The sequence below is a fragment of the Microbacterium sp. 2216-1 genome, from assembly GCF_046507855.1.
In the GTDB taxonomy this organism is placed as follows: Bacteria; Actinomycetota; Actinomycetes; order Actinomycetales; family Microbacteriaceae; genus Microbacterium; species Microbacterium esteraromaticum_C.
Map to the genome: position 1 here is coordinate 1035899 of NZ_JBKFTM010000001.1, position 23491 is coordinate 1059389.

Here is a 23491-nt window from a genome sequence, read left to right on the forward strand (position 1 = left end):
ATCCGATCCCCGCGGGTGTGGGCCGTTGTCGGCGCGACCGGCACCGGCAAGAGCGAGTTCGCGCTTGAGCTCGCCGAGGCCCTGCGGCAGCAGGGCAACCCTGCCGAGATCGTGAACGTCGACGCGATGCAGCTGTATCGCGGCATGGACATCGGCACGGCGAAGCTGCCGCCGGCCGAGCGGCGGGGGATCCCGCATCACCTGTTCGACGTCCGCGACGTCACCGAGGAGGCGGCCGTCGCCTGGTATCAGCCGTTGGCGCGCGCGGCGGTCGCTGATATCCACTCCCGCGGTGGCGATGCGATTCTCGTCGGCGGGTCTGGACTGTACGTCTCCAGCGTGATCTTCGACTTCCGGTTCCCGCCCCGCGACCCCGCCGTGCGCGCGCGCCTGGAGTCCGAACTCGCCGAACGCGGCCCCGGAGTGCTCCTGGAGCGTCTGACTCAGCGGGATCCGGCCGCCGCCGCGCGGATCGATCCGAAGAATCCGCGGCGCATCGTGCGCGCCCTGGAAGTGCTTGAACAGGGCGAGCAGACTCACGGTGCGGCTCTTCCCGAACGCCCCGAGATGTGGCATCCGCACACCCGCATCATCGGATTGCATGCGCCGCGCGAGGTGCTCGTGGAGCGCCTTGACCGTCGCGTGGAGCGGATGTGGCGGGACGGCATGCTGCAGGAGGTCGAAGCGCTGCGTGAGAGAGGCCTCGAGCGCGGCGCCACGGCTGCGCGGGCCATCGGGTACGCCCAGGCGCTCGCGCAGGTGCGCGGAGAGAAGAGCGAGGCGGATGCCATCGCCGAGACTCAGGCGCTCACGCGACGTTACGCGCGGCGCCAGGTGTCATGGTTCAAGCGCTATCCGGACATCGAGTGGCTCGAATCAGGCACCTCCGGCGGGGCTGTTCTGCGCTGAGCGCCGCCATGTCGGTGGTCGGCGTGATGATGGCTACATGACCACGCACTTCTACACTGCCTCCAGCCTCGACGGTTTCATCGCCACCGAAGACCACTCGCTCGACTGGCTCTTCGCGCAGGAGATCGACGAGGACGGGCCGATGGCGTACGGAGAGTTCATCGCCTCGATCGGTGCGTTGGCGATGGGCGCGCACACGTTCGAGTGGGTGATGGATAACGATGAGGGACGGTGGGGGTATGAGCAGCCGGCCTGGGTGTTCACTACGCGTGAGCTTGATGTGCCGGAGGGTGCCGACGTGCGTCTCACCCGAGCGGACGTCCGCGACGTGCATGCACAGATGGTCGAGGCGGCAGGTGGCCGGGACGTGTGGATCGTCGGTGGGGGAGATCTGGCGGGTCAGTTCGCCGACGCGGGCCTGCTCGACGAAGTATGGATTCAGTACGCGCCGGTGACGCTCGGCGCCGGAGCACCCGTGCTGCCGCGGGCGCTCGACCTCGAACTGATCGACGTCGCCCGTAACCGTTCGTTCGTGTGCGCGCGTCATCGTGTGCGGCGCGCTGAATAGACTGGGACCATGGTCGCATTCACCAAGGGACACGGCACCGGCAACGACTTCGTGATCATCGAGGACGTCAACGGCGAGAACGACCTCACGGCGACCCAAGTGCAGGCGCTGTGCGACCGCAATTTCGGCATTGGTGCAGATGGTGTGCTCCGAGTGGTGCGTTCCGCCGCGATCGATGAGGGCGCTGCTTCGCTGGCTGAGGAGCCCGACGCCGAGTGGTTCATGGACTACCGCAACGCCGATGGTTCCCCGGCGCAGATGTGCGGCAACGGCATCCGCGTCTTCGTGCACTACCTCTTGCGGGCCGGCCTTGCGACTCTCGAACCGGGGTCGACGGTGCCCATCGGCACTCGCGCCGGTGTCCGCGATGTGATGCGTAGCGAGACCGGCTACCAGGTCGACTTGGGGCGCTGGCATCTCGCCGGCGGTGAACCGCTCGCACGCGCGGCCGGTCTCTCGATCGCGCGTCCGGGGCTCGGTCTCGACCTGGGTAACCCCCACGTGGTCGTGGCGTTGGCATCCGACGAGGAGCTGGATGGCCTCGACCTGAACCCGTCGCCGCTGCTGGAGCCGGCTCCGGTCGGCGGGGCGAACGTCGAATTCGTCGTGCCCGGAGAACCGCTCGTGCGCGACGGCATCGGACATGTGCGGATGCGCGTGCACGAACGGGGCGTGGGCGAGACGCTCAGCTGCGGCACGGGCGCTGCAGCCACGGCTCTGGCGGTGCGGCACTGGGCAGGCACGCGCGCGCCCGACCAGTGGTGGGTCGAAGTGCCCGGTGGTGTGCTCGGCGTTCGCATGTTCGCCGCCGAGGACGGCGAGCACGTAGGGCTGTCCGGTCCGGCACAGCTGGTCTACCGAGGTGAGATCGACCTGGCCTGAGTGCCCAGGATGTGCGCGGCGCGGTTGCGCTACGCGGGCACGTCGATCGGCTCGGTGGGCGGGGTGCCGTGTCGGCGCACCTTCAACACACGGAAGCCCTTGCCCGTCGCGGCCCGCTGCACGCTGTAGCCCGCACCGAACGTGGTTGCCATCCAACGCTGCAGAGAGTCCGACCCCAGGTTGCGCTGCACGACCATCCAGGCGTCGCTGCGCTCGTCGAGGCGGGGTATCCACCGTTCGAGCATGCCGTGCAGCGCCTCTTTGCCGATGCGGATCGGTGGGTTCGACCGGATCGTACGGAAACGCACGTCGTCGGGAACATCTTCGGGCAGCACCGCGTTGACATTTGTGAGCCCGAGCTTGGCCGCATTGCGGCGGGTGAGGTCAAGAGCGCGCTCGTTGACGTCGACTGCCCAGATCGTGGCATGCGGTGCGGAGAGCGCCATGGTGAGGCTGATCGGCCCCCATCCGCAGCCGAGGTCCAGGAAGTCGCCGCCGGGCGGAAGCGGCGGCATGTTGGCGAAAAGCACCGAGGTGCCGACGTCCAAACGGTCGGGGCTGAACACACCGCCGGCAGTGGTGAGTTCGAGATCGCGACCGGCGAGGTTCACCCGGATCGTCCGCAGGTTCTCGGGGCTCGCCGGGGCCGCAGTGAAGTAGTGGTCGGACGCCATTCAGTGAGCGTACCGGATAGGGCGGGCTAAGGTTAAGGCGCCGTTTCAGAGAGGGCAGAGTTCAGTACCGAATGACGAACACCAACGACGAGAACACCGCACACGACGCACTGGATCGCGTGCTGTCGCACGCAGAGCCGCGTGTGCAGCCGAGAGTGTTCGGCTCCGCGCAGGCGCTGCAGGACACCGCGACCGCCGCGCACACCGACGCGGACGGTGCGCAGTGGGATCTGGATGACCGGCACGCGCTACGGCGCGTCGTGGGTCTGTCCACCGAGCTCGAGGATGTCACCGAGGTCGAGTACCGCGCGCTGCGGCTGGAGAACGTCGTGCTGATCGGCGTGTATCCGCAGGGCGCGCACGATGACGCCGAGAACTCGCTGCGCGAGCTGGCCGCTCTGGCCGAGACCGCCGGTGCGGTGGTGCTCGACGGGCTTCTGCAACGACGGCCGCACCCCGATCCGGCCACCTACCTCGGCCGCGGCAAGGCGCAGGAACTCAAAGACATCGTCGCTGCCGTCGGTGCCGACACCGTGATCGCCGACACCGAGTTGGCCTCCAGCCAGAGGCGTGCTCTGGAAGACGTGGTGAAGGTCAAGGTGATCGACCGCACGACGGTGATCCTCGACATCTTCAGCCAGCATGCGAAGAGCCGCGAGGGCAAGGCCCAGGTCGAACTCGCCCAGCTTGAGTACCTGCTTCCGCGCCTGCGCGGTTGGGGTGAGTCCATGAGCCGCCAGGCTGGTGGCCAGGTCGGTGCCGGCGGTGCGGGTATGGGCTCGCGCGGTCCTGGTGAGACGAAGATCGAGCTGGATCGCCGCCGCATCCGCACCCGCATGGCGCAGTTGCGCAAGCAGATCCGCGATTTCGCCCCGGCGCGTGATGCGAAGCGGGCAGAACGCAAGCGCAACACCATTCCGTCTGTGGCGATCGCCGGCTACACCAACGCCGGCAAATCGAGCCTGCTCAACGCTCTCACCAGCGCCGGCGTGCTCGTCGAGAACGCGTTGTTCGCGACGTTGGATGCCACAGTGCGCCGTTCCGAGACCGCCGACGGGCGTGTCTATACGCTCACCGACACGGTCGGGTTCGTGCGCAACCTGCCGCATCAGCTGGTCGAGGCGTTCCGTTCCACCCTGGAGGAGGTCGGGCAGGCCGACCTGTTGGTGCACGTCGTCGACGGGTCGCACCCCGACCCGTCCGCTCAGTTGCAGACGGTGCGGGATGTGATCGGCGACGTCGGTGGTCGTGAGATCCCCGAGATCGTGGTCTTCAACAAGGCCGATCTGATCCGTGAGGACGAGCGGCTCGTGCTGCGCGGGCTGGCGCCCGACGCGCACTTCGTCTCCTCTCGCTCCGGCGAGGGCATCGATGAGCTGCGCGCGACGATCGAGCGGATGCTGCCGATGCCGGCCGTCGAGGTTCAGGCCCTCGTGCCGTACGACCGCGGCGACCTGGTCGCAGCCGTGCACGAGACCGGTGTCTTGATCTCGGCCGAGCACCGCGAGACGGGTACCGAGGTGCATGCGCACGTATCCGAGCGGCTGGCTGCGGAATTGGCTCCGTTCGCGATGTCCTGAGCCGCTCCGGTGCGCCTCAGGACGCGGTGAAGCGCCCCTCCACCTCGGCGGCGACGGTGATCTCCTCACCCTGGAACTCCATGCCGGGGGCGGCCTCCATGGCCATGGCGCCGCCACGCAGGGCCGTGGCCATGGGCATCGGCGGAGTACCGGCCGAGATCAGGCCGCGGTCGGCGATCTCGACCGGTGTCACCTCGTGCAAACCAAGGGCCTCGGCGTAGGCGCGGGCGCGCGAGACGGCGACGGCGACGGCCTGGGTGGCGACCTCGCGCTCGACCTCGCGTTCGGTCTCGGGGGTGAGATGCCAGTCGACGTCGCCCACCGCCACGCCGTCGGTGACCGATAGCTCGGTGACCCAGACCGACAGCTCCGGGAAGTCCGAGAAGGTGGCGGTGAAGTCGATGCTCGCGCGGTACACCGGAGCGAGCCGCTTACCTTCGCTGTTCCAGGGGCGTTCGGCATAGACGTTCAGCCGCTGGCTGGTCCAGGCCGTGATGCTGCCGGACTGCTCGCGCGTCGTGATGCCGTCGCGCACAGGGGTGGCCTGGGCCAGAGCGTGCTCGACGACCGTTGCGCGATCGGGGCCGTCGCAGGAGACGGTGAGGTGCAGCGTCGCGCGCTCGGGCGCGACGCGCAGTTCGTGTTCGCCGCGGACCGTGATGGTGACTTCAGCCATGCCAGTGACTGTACGACACGCGGGTGTGCAAAGAGGGAACGCAACTGCAGGAATGGCGGCTGGGTCGGATTCGTTGTACTCTTTGATGCTCGGGTGCTTCGGTACCCGGTTGGTAACTCCACAGTGTGACAGCGGCTCCTTCGCGAGAAGGTTCACGGGGCTGATCGGTTTCGACGGCGCCTGTACATCGACGAGAAGCGGGCCGAGGATGCAGGGTTATCTCGTGAACGCTCCCTGCAAAACCATAGTTGCCGAATCCAAGCGCAACGACTTCGCCCTCGCTGCCTAAGCGAGCCCGATAGTCCGTCAGACCGTATGTGATCCCGATACGGACCCTGGCGTCATCTAGGGATCTTGCTGCGTGATGGCGTCTGGACGTCACGTGGGACTCTTCCCAGGCTGGGCTCGTCGACTTAGGTGTCTGTGACAAAGGTCGGAGCCGAGCAGAACGCTCTTACAGACTGCGCCCGGAGAAGACGTGGATTTTCAGCGTCGGACGGGGGTTCGATTCCCCCCAGCTCCACCAACCGCTGTCACTGTGGAAGCCCCGCGTCACCGAGATCCTTCGGCGGCGCGGGGCTTTTTCGTCTGCGCAGCCATTCGCAGGGGTCTCACGTCCGCGGGCGGATCCCGTCCAGCGTGACGGCGATCACTTCACGGGCGAGCAGGTCTGGATCCACCGCGCCGTCGGGTCGGTACCACTCGACGACCGAGTTGATCATCCCGAAGATGAGCCTGGTGGCGACGCCGGCGTCCAGATCCTTGCGCACGAGCCCTTCGGCCTGCGCCTCGCGGACGAGTTCGGTCACGGTGTGATCGAAGCGTCGTCGGCGAGCCAGGGCGTTCATCTCGATCTCACTGTTGCCGCGCAGACGCAACAGCAGCGTGACCTGCGGTTGACGGGCGGTCAGCACGCGAACGGCGCCGCCGATGATCGCGGTCAGGCGATCCTCGGCCGTGGGCTGGTCCAACGCGGTCGCCAACGCCTCCTCGAGCCCACCGAGTGCTTCATCGAGGGCGATCTGCAGGATCTGCGCCTTCGAATCGACGTGGTGGTACAGCGCCGACTTGGTGACCCCGAGCCGGCCGGTCAGATCGGCGACCGAGGTCGCGTCGTACCCTTGCTCGTTGAACAGTTCCACACCGGCGCGGATCACGTCGGCACGATCATGGCCCGGGCGCCCGCGACGGGCGGGGCGCGCACCGGTCACACCCATGGCATCCTCTTCGGCATATCGTCAAAGATACTGCGGTCGGGTGCGGTGGAGCGGCATCCGGCAGGTGGTGCGCAGACTAAGCTGGAGAGGTTATCCGACGATCTGGAGGGCTTCGACGTGGTCGACTTCATCGTGTTCCTGGTTCTGTTCCTCGGAGGGTTCGTCCTCTTCGGGATCTCGCACGAACTCCCGACCGGTCAGGCATACGCCTTCACGGCGGGCATCCTTCTGGTGAGCCTTGCCATGGCGTACGTCATGCGTCAGCGCGGGTCGGCGACCAAGCGCGCCGACAACTGGAACCAGAACCAGCAGTGAGCCTCGTGGCGCCGCCGTCAGGCGGCGCCACTTCGGCCTGCCTCAGCCCTCCCAATCGATGAGCAGCAGGCTCTGCTTGGTGTCGGCGAACTTCACCCAGCCGTCGCCGAACTCGTAGGTCATTCCGAACCCGTCGGAGTCGGTTGCCAGCGCGTAGGCCGGATCCTCCGTGAAGTACTGCCGCCCGCCTGCGGATGAACGCAGCCAGCCGTCGCGTTGCAGACCCGCCATAGCGGTCTCCGCAGACGGTGCGCTGATCGGCCCCCAGGCGTACATCTGACCATGGTCGGATGCCGTGCTGAAGTCGGCCCACATGCACAGCAGTCCCTCCTCGACGAGGGTCTCGCCGATGCGGAACTCCTCCTGCTCGGACGTCCAGCCCTGCTCGGTCAGAGCCTCGGCCGTGCCCGACGAGATGATCGTTTCGCACGTCGGGTCGGCGACCGGCTCGGGCGTCGACTCTTCAGGGGGTGCAGACGTCGCGGTGGCAGCAGGGGCGGGCTCGGTCGTCTGGGGGGCAGCAGGGGACGTGGGTGCGCTCTGCGGCGACGCGTCGGCGGCGCACGAGGCGAGGGACAGTGATGCCAGCAGGGCGCCGGCGGCGAGGGGAAGACGGATACGCATAGGACTCTTGGGGAGGAGGGGTGCGCGCGTCGCTCAGGGGCGGCGGGCGGCGCGGAACAGGGACAGGAACGGGTCGTGCAGAGCGCCGTTTGTGGCGAGCGTCGACAGGGCCGACAGGGTCTCGGTGCCGTCGAATGCCGTCATCCGGCCGCCGGCTTCTCGTACGATCGGCACGGCCGCGGCGATGTCGTACTCTTTGACGTCGAACTCGGCGACCATGTCGATGCGGCCTTCAGCGAGCAGCATGTAGCTGTAGACGTCGCCGTAGGCGCGATCGCGCCACACGGCATCGGCCACGGCCATCAGCTCGGGGAGCCTCCCGGCATCCGCCCACTGGCCGATGCTCTGAAAGCTGACGCTCGCGTCTTCGAGCGCGTCGACCGTGGATACCTGAAGACGTCGATGGCCCTGCGGGGTCGCGGTCCAGGCGCCGTGCGAGGTGGCGGCCCACCAGCGGCGACCGAGTGCCGGCATGCTGACCACCGAGACCTGGGGGATGCCGTCGATGGCCAGCGCGATCATGGTGCCCCACAGCGGGACGCCGCGCAGGAAGTTCGCCGTGCCGTCGATCGGATCGATGATCCACTGACGATGCGTGTCGCCCTCGGCGCCGAACTCCTCGCCGAAGATTCCATCGCGGGGGCGTTCCTCGGCCAGCAGCGTGCGGATCGCGCGCTCCGTTGCGAGGTCGGCATCGGTGACGTGCGAGCGGTCGGCCTTGAGCGACACCTGCAGGTCGGCGGCGTCGAAACGGGGGAGGGACTGCGCGTCTGCCGCGTCGGCCAGGCGCAGGGCGAGGGCGAGGTCGTCGGCGTGGTCCGTGGCTGTGGGGGAGACGGTCACCTGTCCAGGATAGACGGGGTGGCCGGCCGTGACGGGCGCTGCAACGCGCCCGGGATGACCTGGATTTGGTGCGACCCCCAGCCGCTGGTAATGTAATTCCTCGTTCGGGTTCACCGAAAAATGCGCCTCTAGCTCAATCGGCAGAGCAATTGACTCTTAATCAATGGGTTCAGGGTTCAAGTCCCTGGGGGCGCACCAGATGAAGCCCCGGAATCCCTCTCGGATTCCGGGGCTTTCTCATGTTCACGATTCGGTCACGGTCGGTGCCCTTCCATCCCGCGGCTCGTGGTGGGAGCATGTCGACAGGGAGGTTCTCATGATCGACCTGGACGATGTCGACACCGACGAGGACGGCGCATTGACGGCCACCGCGGTGTTGCCCGGCGAGCGCCGCGTGACTGTCGAGTACGAGTTCGATGAAGAGCTGGAGCGACCCGACGATGGCGACGTCGATGAGGTCGACGACGACGACGAGGGCGTCGAGCCCGAGGACCTTCCCGACCTGGATGCGATGCAGGACACGGTTCAGCACGCTCTGGCGCGCTTGACCGAGGAGATCCTCGATGGCCGCGAGATCGACGTCGCAGAAGAGCTCGCGGATGCGGCGCAGGAGGATGACGAGGATCTGGACTACGACGAGCTGCTTCAGGCGATCAGGGAAGACCTGGTGCTCGACGGCGTGATCGTGTTCGGAGACGGAGGGCTCACACTGCTCTACGTCGCAGCGAGCGAGTTTCCCGACCTCGTGATCTACTGCCTGCTCGACGAGGATCTCGAGATCGACGATCTGATGGTCGAATAGCGCTACGCGACGCGGATGACGCGGCCCGCGGTCAGGTGCTGCAGCTGAGCGAAACTCAGCGGCATGACCGTGTCGGGGGTGCCGCCCGCGGTCCACACCTCAGCGAAGTCGCGCAGATCCTCATCGATGTAGGTGCGCAACCGCGTCGGATGCCCGATCGGCGCGACGCCGCCGATCGCCTGCCCGGTTGCGGAGCGCACGACCGCGGCGGGTGCCATGGCGACCTCGGCCGCGCCGATGCTCGCCGCCAGTACGCCGAAGTCGACGCGATGGGCGCCGCTCGTCATCACCAGGAGGGGGTCCCCGTCGGCGACGAGGACGAGGCTGTTCGCGATGGCTCCTACCGGGCATCCGATGGCCGCTGCGGCGAGCGCGGCCGTGCGGGCGGAGTCGGGAAGGATGACGATGCGTCCCTCGATTCCTGCGTCGGCGAGCTGGTCGTGCACGATGCGGCTGCGGGCCGGAAGGGAGTCTGCGGCGGTCACGGGGGTCGGGCTCCTTCGCTCGGATGCTGCGGGTCGCAGCCATCACGAGGATAACCGGCGCGGTTCCGGCGCCGCGTGCCTCTCCGTCGCCCACTTGACGTCGTGGGGCGGCGGGCTTAGCATTCCAATACCTGAATCGGGTTTCATGTTCCCGACCTTCCATCGATGAAAGGCATCCAGATGCGGGTTACGAAGAAGTTGCTCCTGGGGTCGGTTCTCGCAACCGCCGCCCTTGTCATGTCGGCCTGTGCGCCGCAGTCGGATGTCAGTGGGGCTGACTCCGGCGACAGCGCGCCCGCGGAGGTGCGCGTTGGCATGATCACCAGCGAGACCGGGCCGCTGGGCGGCTACGGCAAGCAGTACCTCGACGCGTTCGCGGTTGGGCTCGACTACGCAACCGACGGCACCGGTGAAGTCGACGGCATCAAGATCGTCATCGAGAACCGCGACGACGCCGGCGACGCCGACACCGCGGTGACCGCCGCCAAAGAGCTGATCGGCGACGGCGTGAACATCCTGATGGGCAGCGCCTCGTCCGGTGTCGCACTCGCGATGGCCGAGCAGGCGGAGCAGAACAAGGTGCTCTTCATCTCGGGTCCCGCGGCGGCCGACGCCGTCACGGGCATCAACGACTACACGTTCCGTTCCGGACGCCAGTCGGCGCAGGACGTCGCCACGGCCGGAATGTTCCTCGATGACATCGAGGGCAAGAAGATCGTCGTGTTCGGTCAGAACAACGCGTTCGGCCAGGGCAACGTCGCGGCCGTCGAGGCGATCCTCGGCGGCAAGGGTGCAACGGTCGAGCCGCTGCTCGTGGCCGAAGACGTCACCGAGTTCACCCCGTTCGCCCAGCAGGTGCTGACCGCCGAGCCCGACCTGGTCTTCGTCGCCTGGGCCGGTGCCACCTCGGGTGCGATGTGGCAGGCCATGAGCCAGCAGGCCGTTCTCGACGAGATTCCCGTCGTCACCGGCCTCGGCGACCGTGCCACGTTCGGCGCCTACGGCGTCGCCTCCGAGCAGATCAACTTCCTGAACCACTACTTCGGCGCCGCGCCCGACAACGCGGTGAACACGGCGATGCTCGAGGGACTCGAGGCCGCTGGTGCCGAGGCTGATCTGTTCAGCCCCGACGGCTTCAACGCTGCGATCATGCTCGTCCAGGCGGTCAAGGAGGGCAAGGGTGACGTCGACGCGATGATCGCGGCACTGGAGGGCTTCGAGTTCGAGGGCCCCAAGGGCACGAACACCGTGCGCGCCGATGACCACGCGCTCCTGCAGGACATGTACCAGGCCAAGCTCATCGCCGACGGTGACACGTTCACCCCTGAGCTGGTCGCGACGGTTCCGGCCGCCGACGTCGCACCGTGACCCCGGGCATCATGACCAGGAGGTCGAAGAAGTGAACATCCCAGCCCCGCCCACCGCAGGCGCATCGCTCCGCGTCGAAGGACTCGGCCTCGACATCGGAGGAGCGACGATCCTCAAGGACGTCGACCTCGCTGTCGAGCCCGGCTCGCTGGTCGGAGTGATCGGGCCGAACGGCGCCGGCAAGACCACGCTGTTCAACGCCATCTCGGGTGTGATCAGGCCCACCGCCGGCCGCATCCTGATGGACGGCACCGACATCACCCGCACCAGCGTGCCCCAGCGCGCCAGGGCGGGGCTGGGACGCACCTTCCAGACATCCAGCCTGTTCCCGCAGCTCACCGTCCACGAGAACGTGCGCATCGCGGTGCAGGCGGCCGAAGGCGGCAGCTACTCGCTGCTGCACTTCCCGAAGCGATCTGACGCGATCAGCATCCGCGCCGAGGAACTGCTGCGCTCCGTCGGCCTCGGACATCGTCTGGATGCCAGAGCCGGCGACATCAGCCACGGTGACAAGCGCAAGCTCGAGATCGCCGTGCTGCTGGCCACTCGTTCACGGCTCGTCCTTCTCGACGAGCCGATGGCAGGCGTCGCCTCGGGCGACGTCGCCGGGCTCGTCGAGAACATCCGCGGACTGCAGGCCGAGACCGGATGCACCGTGCTGATGGTCGAACACCACATCGAAGTCCTGATGGGCTTCGTCGACCTCGTCGCGGTGATGTACTTCGGCAGCATCATCGCTGTCGACACCCCGCAGCAGATCATGGAGAACCCCACCGTGCAGAGCGCCTATCTCGGGACCGGCGCATGCGGTGCGCTGAGCGACCGAAGGGAGTCGAAGTGAGCGCCCCGATCCTGCAGGTGAAGAACCTGCGCGCATCCATCGCCGGACAGCAGGTCGTCGAGAGCGTCACCTTCGATGTGCCCGCCGTCGGCATCACAGCCGTGCTCGGTCGCAACGGTGCAGGAAAGACCTCGACCCTGCGCGGCATCCTCGGACTCATCTCACGCAAGGGCGAGGTGATCCTCGACGGCGAGCGCATCGATGCGCTCAGCACGCACCGCATCGTCCAGCGCGGCGTCGGGTACGTGCCCGAGGACCGTGAGGTCTTCGCCGGCCTCACCGTCGCCGAGAACCTTGCCCTCGCCGAACGGCAGCGCAATCCGCGACGCGAGTTCGTGGATCAGCTGTTCCCCGACCTGGTCGCCCGCCGTGACCAGCGCGCCGGAACCCTCTCGGGCGGCCAGCAGCAGATGGTCTCGGTCGCTCGCGCCATGCTCAACGACAACCGCCTGCTTCTCGTGGACGAACCGACCAAGGGCCTCGCGCCCAAGATCGTCACTGAGGTGGCGGATGCTCTCGCCGAGGCCGCTACGACAGTGCCGATGCTGCTCGTGGAACAGAACCTCGATGTCGTGCGGCGCCTGGCCGACCAGGCGATCGTGATCGCCGACGGACGAGTCGTGCACACCGGACGCGCCGTCGACATCCTCGACGATGCCGACCTGACCAGACGCCTGCTCGGCGTCAGTGCGGAGGAGCACGTATGAGCACCCTGGTACTCACCCTCGTCATCGGGCTCGGACTCGGCGCACTGTACTTCCTCGTCGCCAGCGGCCTGAGCCTGATCTACGGCCTCATGCATGTGCTGAACTTCGCCCACGGCGCGTTCCTCACTCTCAGCGCCTTCGTCGGCTGGGCGGTCGCGCAGGCCGTCGGCGTCGACAGCTGGGGCGGCTTCGTGCTGTCGGTTCTGGTCGGCGGCGCGGTCGGCGCGGCGTTCGCGGCGGCCACCGAGCTCTTGCTGATCAGGCCGCTCTACGAGCGCCATATCGAACAGGTGCTGGTCACCGTCGGTCTGTCCTTCGCAGCGATCGCCCTGTTCGAGGGAATCTGGGGCACTGACCCGGTCAACGTGCGCGGCCCGGCGTGGCTGAGCGAGACCACCCCGGTGCTCGGCGCCAGCATCCCGAACAAGTACTGGGTGCTCATCATCGCCGCGGCACTCGTGCTCGCCGGGCTCGTGCTGTTCCTCAAGAAGACGCGCTACGGCATGATCATCCGCGCCGGTGTCGAGAACCGGTCCATGGTCACCGCGCTCGGCATCGACGTGCGACGCTCGTTCACGCTCGTCTTCGCCATCGGCGGTGCGGCCGCCGGCATCGGTGGTGTGCTCGCCATGCACGCCCTGACCTACGTCTCGGCCCATCTGGGGTCGACGCTGCTGATCTTCGCATTCATCGTCACTGTGGTCGGTGGACTCGGGTCGCTGACCGGCGCGGCGATCGCCTCGGTGCTGGTCGCGGTGATGCAGCAGGTCGCCAACACATACCTCGGCGGAACCGGTGACTTCATCGTCGTGATCCTGCTGGCTGTCGTCCTGCTGGTGCGTCCGGCCGGTCTCATGGGAAGGAAGGCCTGACATGAACGCCACGAACCGCAACCGCTGGCTCCCGGTCGGCGTCGGTGTCGTCCTCGTCACCGTCCTGGCGCTGCTGCCGATGCTCAACCTGTCATTGCCGGGCATCCTGCCCGGTGCGACGTACACGCCGGGTTCGCTCGCGCTGATGTCGCTGTGCATGGTGTTCGCCGCGCTCGCGCTGTCGTACAACCTGCTGCTCGGCACGGCCGGCATGCTCTCGTTCGGGCACGCACTGTACTTCGGTGCCGGGGCGTACGGTCTGGGTATCGTGCTGGAGGCTGCGCGACTTCCGCTCGTACCGGGAATCTTCGTCGCGCTGCTGGGGGGACTGGTGATCGCCGTCGTCACCGGCGCCGTGGCCATGCGCGTCAACGGCATCCCGTTCGCGATGGTGACACTCGCCTTCGCCCAGGCGGGCTCGGTGCTCGTACGACGCAACCAGGCGATCACGGGCGGTGAAGAGGGGCTCAGCCTGCACACCGAGGGTGTGCCCGACTGGCTCGTCGGCGTCGTGAACACGCGCAACCTGTACTGGATCTCGCTCGCCGTGGTCGTCATCGTCTATCTGATCGTGCTGTGGGTCGATCGTTCGCGCCTGGGGCATCTCGCCGCGGCCGCCCGCGAGAACGACCTGCGCGTGCGCGTTCTCGGGCTGCAGCCCACCCGGGCCAAGCTCATCGTCTTCGTGATCGCCGCGCTGTGCGCATCGCTTGCGGGCATCGCCTACCTGCTGCTGCAGTCGGGCACACAGCCCACTGCGGTCAGCGCAGATCTGACGATCACGGTCCTGGTGATGGTGGTGCTCGGTGGCGTCGGGTTCCGTTGGGGTGCGATCCTCGGAGGTGTGCTTTACACGATCCTTGACCAGCGCCTGACGGTGCTCGCCCGCGCCGAGGGCATCCAGCAGCTTCCCGATGTGCTGCGCGTGCCGCTGTCGGAGCCGCTGTTCATCCTCGGTGTCCTGTTCATTCTCGTCGTGATGTTCCTTCCCGGCGGCATCGCCGGAACCGTGGACTCCTGGGTCCGTCGTCGTCGCGGACGCGGTGCGCCCGAGAGCGGGCTCGCCGCGATGGACGAGGCGGAGCAGGTGCCGGAGATGGCGCGATGACAGACGCCGCCGGCGCGCACACCATCGGACGGTGGTTGCACGACCGGGCCGTGTCGGATCCGGCGCGCGTCGCCGTCGACGACCGCGGTGTGCGTACCGATTACCGCGCGCTCGCGGCGCGTGTGACGCGACTGGCGGAGCGTCTGAGCGACGCCGGGTACGGTGCGGGGCAGCGGGTCGCGACGATCTCGGGCAACTCGACCGACCAGGTCGTGGTGTTCTTCGCCTGCGCGCAGCTGGGCATCGCGTTGGTGCCGCTGTCGTGGCGGCTGACTCCGACCGAGCTGGCCGACCTGATCTCCCGCACCGGGCCGGACCTGCTGCTGATCGAGGATGAGCACGCGGCCCTCGCGTCGGCGGCGCTGGAGAACATTGCGGATGCCCCCGTGCACGCCGCTCTCGGCGTCGCCGGCGTCGAGGCCGAGGCACCGGCCGCGCGGGAGAGCGCGCACCGCCGCGCGGCGCGCGACACCGATCCGCTGCTGGTGATCTACACCTCGGGCAGTGAGGCGGCGCCGAAGGGCGTCGTGCTCACGCACGAGAACTGCTTCTGGAACAACCTCGCTCTCGATCGAGCCATGCCGCTCGACGCCGACGACGTGGTGCTGGCGATGCTGCCGCAGTACCACGTCGCCGCGTGGAACGTGCAGCCACTGCAGGCCTGGTGGCGAGGAGCAACGGTCGTCCTCGAGCGCGGATTCGACCCCGGTCGCGTGCTGCAGCTCATCGCCGACCGTGGCGTCACCGCGATGATGGGTGTGCCCACGCAGTACCGCATGCTGCAGCAGCATCCGCTGTGGGAGAGTGCCGACCTCACCGCCCTGAACCGCGTTGTGGTCGGCGGGGCCACCATCCCAGAGGATCTGGTGCGCACATGGGCGACGCGCGGTCTCGCCTTCACCCAGGGATACGGGCTGACCGAAGCAGGACCCAACGTGCTGCACCTGGCCGCAGACCTCGTCGCCGCGCACCCGGGGGCGGTCGGACGCCCCTACCCGGGCGTCGACGTGCGCATCACCGACCCCGAGACCGGACTTGAACTGCAGGGAGCGGCCACCGGCGAGCTCTGGGTGCGTGGCGCGAGCGTCTTCGCCGGCTACCTCGATGATCATGAAGCGACCCAGCGTGCGATGCACGGCGAATGGCTGCGCACCGGCGATCTCGTGCACCGCGACGCCGACGGCATCCACCGCGTCGTCGATCGACTCAAGGACATCTACGTCTCCGGAGGTGAGAACGTCGCCCCCGCCGAGGTGGAGCGCGCTTTCGCTGCCCATCCGCTGGTCGCGGAATGCGCTGTCGTCGGCGTACCCGACCCGGTGTGGGGAGAGCGCGGGGTGGCTTTCATCGTTCCGGGGGGACCGGTGTCGCGCGAAGAGCTGCGCGCATTCGCCGCCGAACGGCTGGCGACGTTCAAACTGCCGTCGCGGATCGAGTTTCTCGACGAGCTGCCCAGATCCACGATCGAGAAGGTCGCCCGCGCACGACTGCGCCGGATGGCGCTGAGGGAGGAGCACCAGGATGCTGCCCACTGAGAACCCACCAGCAGAGGAACCGCCCGTTTCGTCCGCGACCGGACGTCCCCTCACCAAACGCGGACAGCAGACCCGGCGTCGCCTGCTCGAAGCGGCCGAGCAGGTCTTCGCAGACCTCGGATATCACGAGGCCTCGATCGTCAAGATCACCGAGCACGCCGGCGTTGCACTGGGCACCTTCTACCTGTACTTCGACGGCAAGCAGGCGATCTTCGATGAGCTCGTGCTCGACCTCAACAGCCGGGTGCGCCACTCGATGTCCGAGTCGATGGCATCCGCCACGAACCGTATCGAGGCCGAACGCCTCGGGTTCGAGGGATTCTTCCGGTTCACTGCCGCGCATCCGGCGCTGTACCGTGTCGTCCGCGAGGCCGAGTTCGTCTCGCCGACCATGCTGCGCCTGCACTACGAGCGCATCGTCGATGGCTACCGCGCCGGACTTGCGGCCGCGCAGCGCGACGGCGAGATCGCAGCCGAGCTCGACACCGACGTCGTCGCCTGGGCGCTGATGGGTGCCGGTGAGCTGATCGGCATGCGCTACCTGCTCTGGGAGCGGGATGCCGCAGGAAAACCGCCCGCGCAGATCAACCCCGCAGTGCTCGACGGCATGTCGGACTTCATCACCCGCGCGCTGCGCCCCGACCACGCGGAGAACCCCGCGCCGGGTGCGCGGCCGCACGTCACAGAGAGCCTCAGAGAGGAAGAGAACGATGTCTGAACAGGATCTCGCCGGTCGGCGTGCAGTGATCACCGGGGGAGCGAGCGGTATCGGGCATGCCTGCGCCGCCGAGTTCGTGCGCCGTGGGGCACACGTGGTGATCGCCGACATCGACGCTGCTGCGGCCGCTGCCGCAGCAGAGCAGATCGGGGGAGAGGCCTGGGCCGTCGACCTGTCCGACACCGCGGCACTGGACGACCTCGCCCTCGACGCCGACATCCTGGTCAACAACGCCGGGATCCAGCGCGTCAGCCCGATCGTGGATTTCGACCCCGATGCCTTCCGTCTGATCCAGCGGATCATGCTCGAGGCACCGTTCCTGCTCATCCGCGCGGTACTCCCCGGAATGTACGAGCGCGGCTGGGGGCGAATCATCAACATCTCCAGCGTGCACGGTCTGCGCGCCAGCCCGTTCAAGTCCGCTTATGTGGCTGCCAAGCACGGACTGGAAGGCCTGTCGAAGGTCACCGCACTGGAGGGCGGCCCGCACGGCGTCACCAGCAACTGCATCAACCCCGGCTACGTGCGCACGCCCCTGGTCGAGAAGCAGATCGCCGACCAGGCGAAGGTGCACGGCATCCCCGAGAGCGAGGTCGTTGAGACGATCATGCTCACCGAGAGCGCGATCAAGCGGCTCGTCGAAGCCGACGAGGTCGCCTCGCTGGCCGGCTGGCTGGTGTCGGACGCCGCCGGCATGGTCACGGGCGCCTCGTACACGATGGACGGCGGCTGGAGCGCACGATGACCCACCACGACTACCGCACCACGGATGTGCCTGTCGCCGGAGGCGACCTTCGGGTGGCCGTCTGGGAGCCACAGGGTGAGGTGCAGCACACGGTGCTTGCCATCCACGGGGTGACGTCGTCGCACCTGGCTTGGCCGTTCGTCGTGCAGCAACTGCCGGGTGTGCGCGTGATCGCCCCCGACCTGCGCGGTCGCGGCGCCAGCAACACGCTGCCCGGTCCCGCGGGCATGGCGGCACACGCCGATGACCTGGCTGCCGTGCTCGACGCATTCGATGTCGACGCCGTCAGCGTCGTCGGGCACTCGATGGGCGCCTTCGTGGCCGTCGTGCTCGCGCACCGGCATCCGCAGCGTGTGAGCCGCCTTGTGCTCGTCGACGGCGGCCTGCCGCTGAACGTGCCCGCCGGGGTCGACCCCGAACAACTCGTCCCGCTGATCCTCGGCCCGGTCGCCGAACGGCTCTCGCGCCGTTGGCCGCACGTCGAGGCGTACACCGAGGAGTTCTGGCGCCGGCATCCGGCCTTCGCAGACGACTGGAGTGCCGAGCTCGACGCGTACATCGCCTACGACCTCGTGCCGGATGGCGATGTGCTTCGCGCGGCGACGAGCTCGGACATCATGGCCGACGACGTCATCGACATGAACACCGGTTCTGCGCTGCCCGATGCGCTGGCGGCGTTGTCGGTGCCGACGCTCTTCATCACCGTGCCCCGGGGGCTGCAGAACGAGACGCCGGGGTTGTACGCGCCGGCGCACCTCGCGGATCTGCTGCAGAGGTACCCCGCGGTGGAACACGTGCACCTTGACGACCTCAACCACTACACGGTCGTGATGAGTCCGCGCGGTGCTGTCGCGCTCGCCGACCTGGTGCGGCCGGTCCTCGTCTGACCGCGGCGTCTCGCCGGCGGGTCAGCGACGCGCGCCGGCGAGACGCGACGACAGCTGGTGGGCGTGCGCGAGCAGCGTGCGTCCGAGTTGCGGCAGACGGTCGGGGCCGAAACGGAACTCGACGCCGGTCAGGCTCAGCGCCCACTCCGGGCGTCCATGTCGATCGAAGACCGCGGCGCCGATGCCGAACGACCCCTCGACCACCAGCCCCGGGTTGACGGCATAGCCGCGCGCCTTCGTCTCGTGCAGGCGGCGCCGCATCGGTGCCGTGCCGTGCGCGTGCCCCCAGCGCTCCTCGATCTCGGGGTGCCGCTCCAGGTAGGCATCCACATCGTGGTCAGGTAGGAATGCCAGGATCGCGAGACCGGCGCTGGCGACGCCGAGGGGGAACCGCACGCCCTCGCTGAGGACGAACGAGCGGATGGGGAAGGATCCCTCTTCGCGTACGAGGCACACGGTCTCATCCGCGCGGCGCGTCGACAGGAACGCGCTCTCCTCGGTCTTCACCGCGAGTGAGCGCACGATGTCGCGCGACAGCTCAGTCACGTCATAACGCGCCGCGGCGACGGTTCCCATCAGATAGAGCTCAGGGCCGGGCATCCATCGCGCCGACGTCTCGTCCTGGTCGACGAGTCCCTCCACCCGCAGCGCGGTCAGCAGTCGGTGTGCGGTCGAGCGGCTCAACTCGGCACGCTGCGCCAGGGACTGCAACGAGGCACCGTCGGGAGACGCCGTCACCAGCCGCAGCAGCGAAGAGGCGCGGGCGATGGCCTGCGCGCCGGGCACGCTGCGACGGCGATCATCCTGCTGTTCCATAATGTGGACGCTAGCGGTTCGTGCGACCACATCGCAAGCATCGGGTTGCCGCGCGCACGGCACGGGCGGATGCTGGAGATGACCCGTCACGAAGGAGTGGTCTTGATCGACAAACAGTTCGCATCCGCGGCCGAGGCCGTCGCCGACATCCCGGACGGAGCGTCGCTGGCCGTCGGCGGCTTCGGACTCTCCGGCAATCCCATGAAGCTGATCGAGGCCCTGCACGCACAGGGCACCGCCGATCTGAGCGTCGTCAGCAACAACTGCGGCGTCGACGACTGGGGCCTGGGCATCCTGCTCGCCTCGCAGCGCATCCGCAAGATGACCTCGTCGTACGTCGGCGAGAACAAGGAGTTCGAGCGTCAGTTCCTCGAGGGCGATCTCGAACTCGAGCTCACCCCGCAGGGCACCCTCGCCGAGAAGCTCCGCGCCGGTGGCTCGGGCATCGCCGCGTTCTTCACGCAGACGGGTGTGGGCACGCAGGTCGCCGAAGGCGGTCTGCCGCGTCGCTACAACGCCGATGGCACCATCGCCGTCGCCTCGCCGGTCAAGGAGGTGCGCACCTTCGACTTCCTCGGCAAGCCGAGCGAGTTCGTGCTCGAGGAGGCGATCACCACCGACTTCGCGCTCGTGCACGCCATGAAGGGCGACCGCCACGGCAACCTGATCTTCAACAAGGCGGCCCGCAACTTCAACCCGCTCGCCGCCATGGCCGGCCGCGTGTGCGTCGCCCAGGTCGAGGAACTCGTCGAACCCGGCGAGCTCGACCCCGACTGCATCCACCTGCCCGGCGTCTTCGTGCACCGCGTGGTCGAGGTCGGCACCGACATCGAGAAGCGCATCGAACGACGCACCGTACGCCAGGAAGGGGCCTGAACATGGCGCTCACCCGTGACCAGATGGCGGCACGTGCCGCTCAGGAGCTCACCGACGGCTCGCACGTCAACCTTGGTATCGGCCTTCCGACGCTGGTGCCCAACCATGTGCCGGCCGACGTCACGGTCGTGCTGCAGTCCGAGAACGGCATCCTCGGCGTCGGCCCGTACCCGACCGAGCAGAACGTCGACCCCGACCTGATCAATGCCGGTAAGGAGACCATCACCCTGCTGCCGGGCGCGGCGTTCTTCGACTCTGCAACCAGCTTCGGCATGATTCGCGGCGGCAAGATCGACGCGGCGATCCTGGGTGCGATGCAGGTGTCGGTCGGCGGCGACCTGGCCAACTGGATGATCCCCGGAAAAATGGTCAAGGGCCCCGGTGGCGCGATGGACCTGGTGCACGGCGCAGGTCGACTCATCGTGCTGATGGAGCACGTCGCCAAGAACGGCAGCGCCAAGATCGTCAACGAGTGCTCTCTGCCCCTCACCGGCAGGGGAGTGGTCGACCGCATCATCACCGATCTCGCCGTGATCGACGTCACCGAGCAGGGACTCGTGCTCGTCGAGACGGCACCCGGCGTGAGCGTGCAGGACGTCATCGACGCCACCGAGCCGCCGCTCACCATCTCGGAATCACTGAAGGAGAACTCATGAGCGACATCGTCATCGTCGCCGCAGCACGCACTCCGCAGGGACGTCTGAAGGGGCAACTGGCCTCGTTCACCGCACCCCAGCTCGGCGCGTTCGCCATCCGCGGCGCCATGGAGCAGTCCGCCATCTCGCCCACCGACATCGACGCGGTGATCATGGGCCAGGTGCTCGCGGCGGGCTCCGGCCAGAACGCGGCCCGCCAGGCCGCCATCGGCGCGGGCATCGGCTGGGACGTTCCGGCCAGCTCGGTCAACAAGGTGTGCCTGTCGGGTCTGACGGCCATCATCGATGCCGCCCGCATGATCCGCACGGGTGATGCGACGACCGTCGTCGCCGGCGGCATGGAGTCGATGACCCGCGCACCTCACCTGCTGATGGGGTCGCGCGACGGCTGGACCTACGGCAGCGTCGAGGTGCTCGACCACATGGCTCACGACGGCCTCACCGACGCGTACGACCGCGAGAGCATGGGTGCGTCGACCGAGCGCCACAACCCGCGCTACGAGATGACGCGCGAGCTGCAGGACACGGTTGCCGCGCTGTCGCACCAGCGCGCCGCCGCCGGCCAGCGCGACGGGGCGTTCTTCGCCGAGATCGTCGAGGTCACCGTTCCGCAGCGCAAGGGCGACCCGGTGGTGCTCACGCAGGACGAGGGCGTGCGCCCCGACACCACGGTCGAGTCGCTCGCCGGCCTGCGCCCCGCGTTCGCCGAGGGTGGCACGATCACCGCGGGCAACGCCTCGCAGATCTCCGACGGTGCGGCCGCGGTCATCGTCACGACGCGCGAGAATGCGGATGCCCGTGGCTGGCCGGTACTGGCCGTAATCGGAGCCAACGGCCAGACCGCCGGCCCCGACAACTCGCTGCAGGCTCAGCCCGCGCGTGCCATCGAACGCGCCCTCGAGAAGCAGGGTCTCACGACCGACGACCTCGACCTGGTCGAGATCAACGAGGCCTTCGGGGCCGTCGTGGCCCGCTCGCAGCAGGAGCTCGGCCTCTCCAGCGACATCGTCAATGCGCACGGCGGCGGCATCGCCATCGGGCATCCGATCGGTGCGAGCGGCGCTCGCCTCGTGGTGCACCTCGCGCACCAGCTCGCCGCGCGCGGATCCGGTACCGCGGTGGCCGCGCTGTGCGGCGGCGGCGGTCAGGGAGAGGCTCTGGTCCTGACCCGTTGACGTCCTGGCCGGTTGAGGTCCTGGCCTGCTGAGTCAGATCGCGTCGCCGACACCCCTACGTATCGCCGAGACCCCCAGGTGCGGACATCCGCACCTGGGGGTCTCGGCGATAGATGGGGGTCTCGGCGAAGGTGGTCGCCGAGGGGTGCCCCGCTGACACGAGGAGCGTGTCAGCGCTGGGTGGCCTTGGCGGCTTTTTCGATGGCCTTGAGCTGCTTATCGGCGCGCTTGTTCTGCTTGGGCGCCAGTGGCGAATCCGCGGCGACGGTGATTCCGTTGGCGTCGCGGCGCATGTCGACGACCGCGCCGATCGCCAATGCGAGGGTGATGCCCCAGCTGATCCAGGCGAGAACCGCACGCCACGTGATCGGGGCATCGCGGGTGCCGCGCAACAGAGAGAGGCCGGCGGTGATCGCGCCGATGAGTCCGGATCCGAAGAGGTAGCGCATGCGTCTACGGTAGTCGAGCACTCGCGCAGACGGCGAAGGGGGCGTCAAACGGATCGCGTCACGCGGGCGGCGGCTCGTCGCGTAAAATAGGTGAGCCTAACCTGCCCGAAGGGAACCATATGCCTGTCATCCGCACGCGCCGGATCGCACCCGTCGTCGGAATCGCCGTCGCCGCGCTGCTCGTCGGATGCACTCCCGGCGGCGGTGACGACGCGTTGATCATCTACAACGCTCAGCACGAGCAGCTCACTGAGGAGTGGACGGCCGCGTTCACCGCAGAGACGGGTATCGAGGTCAAACTGCGTCACGGTGGCGACAGCGAACTCGCGAACCAGATCGTGCAGGAGGGCGACGCCTCGCCCGCCGATGTGTTCCTCACCGAGAACTCGCCCGCGATGGCACTCGTCGAGGATGCCGGACTCTTCGCCCCCATCGACGAGGCGACGCTGCAGCGGGTGCCCGAGCAGTTCCGGCCCAGCACCGGCTCCTGGACCGGCATCGCCGCACGCGACACGGTACTCGTCTACAACCCCGAGCTGATCTCTGAGGACGAGCTGCCCGCGTCGATCCTCGAGCTGCAGGATGAGAAGTGGCAGGGCCAGTGGGGAGCCGCGCCCGGTGGCGCCGACTTCCAGGCCATCGTCTCGGCCATCCTCGCGTCGGAGGGCGACGACGCGACCGCCGACTGGCTCGCCGGTATGCAGCGCAACGCCGAGATCTACCGCAACAACATCGTGACGATGAAGGCTGTCAACGCCGGCGAGGTGCCGATGGGCATCATCTACCACTACTACTGGTACCGCGACCAGGCGAGCACCAAGGAGAACAGCGGCAATACGGCGCTGCATCTGTTCGAGCCGGGCGATCCGGGAGCCTTCGTCAGCATCTCGGGCGGCGGCGTCCTGGCATCCAGCGATCGCTCCGACGAGGCGCAGCAGTTCCTCACCTGGCTGGTCGGAGAGCAAGGGCAGACGATCCTGGGCGAGGGCTACAGCTACGAGTACCCGGTGGCCACCGGCATCCCCGCCCGCGCACCCCTTCCCGCGCTCGATTCGCTCGGTGCGCCCGAGATCGACCCGTCCACGCTGAACGGCCCGACCGTGATCGACCTCATGACCGAGGCGGGACTGCTCTGACACCCACAGCCGAGCGCCAGGCGGGTA

At 68.1% G+C, this 23491-nt stretch carries 27 protein-coding genes, 1 tRNA gene and 1 other RNA gene; 21 read left to right on the forward strand and 8 right to left on the reverse strand.

The features are described 5' to 3' along the window. The 3 genes from miaA to dapF are packed head-to-tail and all read left to right on the forward strand — an operon-like array spanning position 1 to position 2359. Positions 1-909, forward strand: coding sequence for a tRNA (adenosine(37)-N6)-dimethylallyltransferase MiaA (gene miaA / locus ACLD0U_RS04730; protein WP_410340268.1), 909 nt, complete (start codon positions 1-3; stop codon positions 907-909). A gap of 37 nt (positions 910-946) precedes the next feature. Next, complete coding sequence (locus tag ACLD0U_RS04735; RefSeq protein ID WP_206823647.1) at positions 947-1477, forward strand: dihydrofolate reductase family protein; 531 nt, start codon at positions 947-949, stop codon at positions 1475-1477. Between the two features lie 9 nt (positions 1478-1486). Further along, complete coding sequence (dapF, locus tag ACLD0U_RS04740) at positions 1487-2359, forward strand: diaminopimelate epimerase (RefSeq protein WP_410339977.1); 873 nt, start codon at positions 1487-1489, stop codon at positions 2357-2359. A gap of 29 nt (positions 2360-2388) precedes the next feature. On the opposite strand, the gene ACLD0U_RS04745 is transcribed toward dapF, so the two are convergent. Continuing rightward, positions 2389-3033: a class I SAM-dependent methyltransferase gene (locus ACLD0U_RS04745; RefSeq protein WP_179411082.1), complete on the reverse strand. Its 645-nt coding sequence runs from the start codon at positions 3031-3033 to the stop codon at positions 2389-2391. Positions 3034-3104: 71 nt separating this feature from the next. On the opposite strand from ACLD0U_RS04745, the gene hflX reads away from it, so the two are divergent. Further along, a complete protein-coding gene (gene hflX, locus ACLD0U_RS04750) occupies positions 3105-4613 on the forward strand; it encodes a GTPase HflX (protein WP_410339978.1) in 1509 nt (502 codons plus the stop codon). Positions 4614-4629: 16 nt separating this feature from the next. Here the strand turns inward: hflX and ACLD0U_RS04755 are convergent, their stop codons facing one another. Continuing rightward, the gene (locus ACLD0U_RS04755; protein ID WP_410339979.1) at positions 4630-5289 is read right to left on the reverse strand and encodes an SIMPL domain-containing protein; all 660 of its coding nucleotides are present in this window, start codon (positions 5287-5289) and stop codon (positions 4630-4632) included. A gap of 156 nt (positions 5290-5445) precedes the next feature. Between ACLD0U_RS04755 and ssrA the strand changes: the two genes are divergently transcribed. Further along, positions 5446-5815, forward strand: a transfer-messenger RNA (tmRNA) gene (gene ssrA / locus ACLD0U_RS04760). An 85-nt stretch (positions 5816-5900) separates the two neighbouring features. Here ssrA and ACLD0U_RS04765 read toward each other — a convergent pair. After that, the gene (locus ACLD0U_RS04765; protein WP_410339980.1) at positions 5901-6446 is read right to left on the reverse strand and encodes a TetR/AcrR family transcriptional regulator; all 546 of its coding nucleotides are present in this window, start codon (positions 6444-6446) and stop codon (positions 5901-5903) included. Between the two features lie 12 nt (positions 6447-6458). Here ACLD0U_RS04765 and ACLD0U_RS04770 point away from each other — a divergent pair, with 12 nt between their 5' ends. Next, complete coding sequence (locus tag ACLD0U_RS04770) at positions 6459-6821, forward strand: hypothetical protein (protein WP_410339981.1); 363 nt, start codon at positions 6459-6461, stop codon at positions 6819-6821. A 42-nt stretch (positions 6822-6863) separates the two neighbouring features. Here ACLD0U_RS04770 and ACLD0U_RS04775 read toward each other — a convergent pair whose 3' ends face one another. Next, the gene (locus ACLD0U_RS04775) at positions 6864-7445 is read right to left on the reverse strand and encodes a hypothetical protein (protein ID WP_410339982.1); all 582 of its coding nucleotides are present in this window, start codon (positions 7443-7445) and stop codon (positions 6864-6866) included. Between the two features lie 33 nt (positions 7446-7478). Beyond that, a complete protein-coding gene (locus ACLD0U_RS04780; RefSeq protein ID WP_410339983.1) occupies positions 7479-8288 on the reverse strand; it encodes an inositol monophosphatase family protein in 810 nt (269 codons plus the stop codon). Positions 8289-8410: 122 nt separating this feature from the next. On the opposite strand from ACLD0U_RS04780, the gene ACLD0U_RS04785 reads away from it, so the two are divergent. Together ACLD0U_RS04785 and ACLD0U_RS04790 are read left to right on the forward strand one after the other, a co-directional pair. Then, a tRNA-Lys gene (locus ACLD0U_RS04785) sits at positions 8411-8486 on the forward strand. Between the two features lie 118 nt (positions 8487-8604). Next, positions 8605-9090 (forward strand): hypothetical protein, encoded by a 486-nt coding sequence (locus tag ACLD0U_RS04790; RefSeq protein WP_206550017.1) that lies wholly within the window; start codon positions 8605-8607, stop codon positions 9088-9090. Positions 9091-9092: 2 nt separating this feature from the next. Here ACLD0U_RS04790 and ACLD0U_RS04795 read toward each other — a convergent pair whose 3' ends face one another. Further along, positions 9093-9575 carry a YbaK/EbsC family protein gene (locus tag ACLD0U_RS04795; protein WP_347401196.1) on the reverse strand — a complete coding sequence of 161 codons (483 nt, stop codon included), beginning with the start codon at positions 9573-9575 and terminating at the stop codon, positions 9093-9095. Between the two features lie 180 nt (positions 9576-9755). Here ACLD0U_RS04795 and ACLD0U_RS04800 point away from each other — a divergent pair, with 180 nt between their 5' ends. Genes ACLD0U_RS04800 through ACLD0U_RS04840 form a run of 9 tightly spaced genes read left to right on the forward strand, consistent with a single transcriptional unit; the run spans position 9756 to position 18356 of the window. After that, a complete protein-coding gene (locus tag ACLD0U_RS04800) occupies positions 9756-10943 on the forward strand; it encodes a substrate-binding domain-containing protein (RefSeq protein ID WP_179411071.1) in 1188 nt (395 codons plus the stop codon). 31 nt (positions 10944-10974) lie between these two features. After that, entirely contained in the window at positions 10975-11784 is an 810-nt protein-coding gene (locus ACLD0U_RS04805; RefSeq protein ID WP_410339984.1) for an ABC transporter ATP-binding protein, read from the forward strand. Then, positions 11748-12491: an ABC transporter ATP-binding protein gene (locus ACLD0U_RS04810; RefSeq protein ID WP_206550015.1), complete on the forward strand. Its 744-nt coding sequence runs from the start codon at positions 11748-11750 to the stop codon at positions 12489-12491. The genes ACLD0U_RS04805 and ACLD0U_RS04810 overlap by 37 nt, the downstream gene beginning before the upstream one ends. Next, positions 12488-13363, forward strand: a complete 876-nt coding sequence (locus tag ACLD0U_RS04815) for a branched-chain amino acid ABC transporter permease (protein WP_206550014.1) — start codon at positions 12488-12490, stop codon at positions 13361-13363. The genes ACLD0U_RS04810 and ACLD0U_RS04815 overlap by 4 nt, the downstream gene beginning before the upstream one ends. A 1-nt stretch (position 13364) precedes the next feature. Then, positions 13365-14471, forward strand: coding sequence for a branched-chain amino acid ABC transporter permease (locus ACLD0U_RS04820; protein WP_179411068.1), 1107 nt, complete (start codon positions 13365-13367; stop codon positions 14469-14471). After that, a complete protein-coding gene (locus ACLD0U_RS04825) occupies positions 14468-16006 on the forward strand; it encodes a class I adenylate-forming enzyme family protein (protein WP_179411067.1) in 1539 nt (512 codons plus the stop codon). Before ACLD0U_RS04820 ends, ACLD0U_RS04825 begins: the two co-directional genes overlap by 4 nt. Then, positions 15993-16724, forward strand: a complete 732-nt coding sequence (locus ACLD0U_RS04830) for a TetR/AcrR family transcriptional regulator (protein WP_179411066.1) — start codon at positions 15993-15995, stop codon at positions 16722-16724. Before ACLD0U_RS04825 ends, ACLD0U_RS04830 begins: the two co-directional genes overlap by 14 nt. Next, complete coding sequence (locus ACLD0U_RS04835; protein WP_206550011.1) at positions 16717-17469, forward strand: 3-hydroxybutyrate dehydrogenase; 753 nt, start codon at positions 16717-16719, stop codon at positions 17467-17469. Before ACLD0U_RS04830 ends, ACLD0U_RS04835 begins: the two co-directional genes overlap by 8 nt. Beyond that, positions 17466-18356 carry an alpha/beta hydrolase gene (locus ACLD0U_RS04840; protein WP_410339985.1) on the forward strand — a complete coding sequence of 297 codons (891 nt, stop codon included), beginning with the start codon at positions 17466-17468 and terminating at the stop codon, positions 18354-18356. Before ACLD0U_RS04835 ends, ACLD0U_RS04840 begins: the two co-directional genes overlap by 4 nt. A 21-nt stretch (positions 18357-18377) precedes the next feature. Here the strand turns inward: ACLD0U_RS04840 and ACLD0U_RS04845 are convergent, their stop codons facing one another. Beyond that, on the reverse strand, positions 18378-19172 hold the full coding sequence (locus tag ACLD0U_RS04845; RefSeq protein WP_179411063.1) for an IclR family transcriptional regulator: 795 nt from the start codon (positions 19170-19172) through the stop codon (positions 18378-18380). 102 nt (positions 19173-19274) lie between these two features. On the opposite strand from ACLD0U_RS04845, the gene ACLD0U_RS04850 reads away from it, so the two are divergent. Genes ACLD0U_RS04850 through ACLD0U_RS04860 form a run of 3 tightly spaced genes read left to right on the forward strand, consistent with a single transcriptional unit; the run spans position 19275 to position 21879 of the window. After that, a complete protein-coding gene (locus tag ACLD0U_RS04850; protein ID WP_179411062.1) occupies positions 19275-20048 on the forward strand; it encodes a CoA transferase subunit A in 774 nt (257 codons plus the stop codon). Positions 20049-20050: 2 nt separating this feature from the next. Further along, positions 20051-20704: a CoA transferase subunit B gene (locus ACLD0U_RS04855; RefSeq protein WP_410339986.1), complete on the forward strand. Its 654-nt coding sequence runs from the start codon at positions 20051-20053 to the stop codon at positions 20702-20704. Further along, complete coding sequence (locus ACLD0U_RS04860; protein ID WP_206550009.1) at positions 20701-21879, forward strand: acetyl-CoA C-acetyltransferase; 1179 nt, start codon at positions 20701-20703, stop codon at positions 21877-21879. Before ACLD0U_RS04855 ends, ACLD0U_RS04860 begins: the two co-directional genes overlap by 4 nt. Positions 21880-22049: 170 nt before the next feature. Here ACLD0U_RS04860 and ACLD0U_RS04865 read toward each other — a convergent pair whose 3' ends face one another. Further along, positions 22050-22328, reverse strand: coding sequence for a hypothetical protein (locus ACLD0U_RS04865; protein WP_179411059.1), 279 nt, complete (start codon positions 22326-22328; stop codon positions 22050-22052). Positions 22329-22447: 119 nt separating this feature from the next. Between ACLD0U_RS04865 and ACLD0U_RS04870 the strand changes: the two genes are divergently transcribed. Next, positions 22448-23464, forward strand: coding sequence for an iron ABC transporter substrate-binding protein (locus tag ACLD0U_RS04870; protein WP_206823678.1), 1017 nt, complete (start codon positions 22448-22450; stop codon positions 23462-23464). The last annotated feature ends 27 nt before the right edge of the window (positions 23465-23491 follow it).

What these genes read in the sequence shown, in the direction of transcription:
- ACLD0U_RS04735 (WP_206823647.1), top strand. Translation starts at nt 947, where the DNA reads ATGACCACGCACTTCTACACTGCCTCCAGCCTCGACGGTTTCATCGCC.
- dapF (WP_410339977.1), top strand. Translation starts at nt 1,487, where the DNA reads ATGGTCGCATTCACCAAGGGACACGGCACCGGCAACGACTTCGTGATC.
- ACLD0U_RS04745 (WP_179411082.1), bottom strand. Translation starts at nt 3,033, where the DNA reads ATGGCGTCCGACCACTACTTCACTGCGGCCCCGGCGAGCCCCGAGAAC.
- hflX (WP_410339978.1), top strand. Translation starts at nt 3,105, where the DNA reads ATGACGAACACCAACGACGAGAACACCGCACACGACGCACTGGATCGC.
- ACLD0U_RS04755 (WP_410339979.1), bottom strand. Translation starts at nt 5,289, where the DNA reads ATGGCTGAAGTCACCATCACGGTCCGCGGCGAACACGAACTGCGCGTC.
- ACLD0U_RS04770 (WP_410339981.1), top strand. Translation starts at nt 6,459, where the DNA reads ATGGCCCGGGCGCCCGCGACGGGCGGGGCGCGCACCGGTCACACCCAT.
- ACLD0U_RS04775 (WP_410339982.1), bottom strand. Translation starts at nt 7,445, where the DNA reads ATGCGTATCCGTCTTCCCCTCGCCGCCGGCGCCCTGCTGGCATCACTG.
- ACLD0U_RS04790 (WP_206550017.1), top strand. Translation starts at nt 8,605, where the DNA reads ATGATCGACCTGGACGATGTCGACACCGACGAGGACGGCGCATTGACG.
- ACLD0U_RS04800 (WP_179411071.1), top strand. Translation starts at nt 9,756, where the DNA reads ATGCGGGTTACGAAGAAGTTGCTCCTGGGGTCGGTTCTCGCAACCGCC.
- ACLD0U_RS04810 (WP_206550015.1), top strand. Translation starts at nt 11,748, where the DNA reads ATGCGGTGCGCTGAGCGACCGAAGGGAGTCGAAGTGAGCGCCCCGATC.
- ACLD0U_RS04815 (WP_206550014.1), top strand. Translation starts at nt 12,488, where the DNA reads ATGAGCACCCTGGTACTCACCCTCGTCATCGGGCTCGGACTCGGCGCA.
- ACLD0U_RS04820 (WP_179411068.1), top strand. Translation starts at nt 13,365, where the DNA reads ATGAACGCCACGAACCGCAACCGCTGGCTCCCGGTCGGCGTCGGTGTC.
- ACLD0U_RS04825 (WP_179411067.1), top strand. Translation starts at nt 14,468, where the DNA reads ATGACAGACGCCGCCGGCGCGCACACCATCGGACGGTGGTTGCACGAC.
- ACLD0U_RS04830 (WP_179411066.1), top strand. Translation starts at nt 15,993, where the DNA reads ATGCTGCCCACTGAGAACCCACCAGCAGAGGAACCGCCCGTTTCGTCC.
- ACLD0U_RS04835 (WP_206550011.1), top strand. Translation starts at nt 16,717, where the DNA reads ATGTCTGAACAGGATCTCGCCGGTCGGCGTGCAGTGATCACCGGGGGA.
- ACLD0U_RS04840 (WP_410339985.1), top strand. Translation starts at nt 17,466, where the DNA reads ATGACCCACCACGACTACCGCACCACGGATGTGCCTGTCGCCGGAGGC.
- ACLD0U_RS04845 (WP_179411063.1), bottom strand. Translation starts at nt 19,172, where the DNA reads ATGGAACAGCAGGATGATCGCCGTCGCAGCGTGCCCGGCGCGCAGGCC.
- ACLD0U_RS04855 (WP_410339986.1), top strand. Translation starts at nt 20,051, where the DNA reads ATGGCGCTCACCCGTGACCAGATGGCGGCACGTGCCGCTCAGGAGCTC.
- ACLD0U_RS04860 (WP_206550009.1), top strand. Translation starts at nt 20,701, where the DNA reads ATGAGCGACATCGTCATCGTCGCCGCAGCACGCACTCCGCAGGGACGT.
- ACLD0U_RS04865 (WP_179411059.1), bottom strand. Translation starts at nt 22,328, where the DNA reads ATGCGCTACCTCTTCGGATCCGGACTCATCGGCGCGATCACCGCCGGC.
- ACLD0U_RS04870 (WP_206823678.1), top strand. Translation starts at nt 22,448, where the DNA reads ATGCCTGTCATCCGCACGCGCCGGATCGCACCCGTCGTCGGAATCGCC.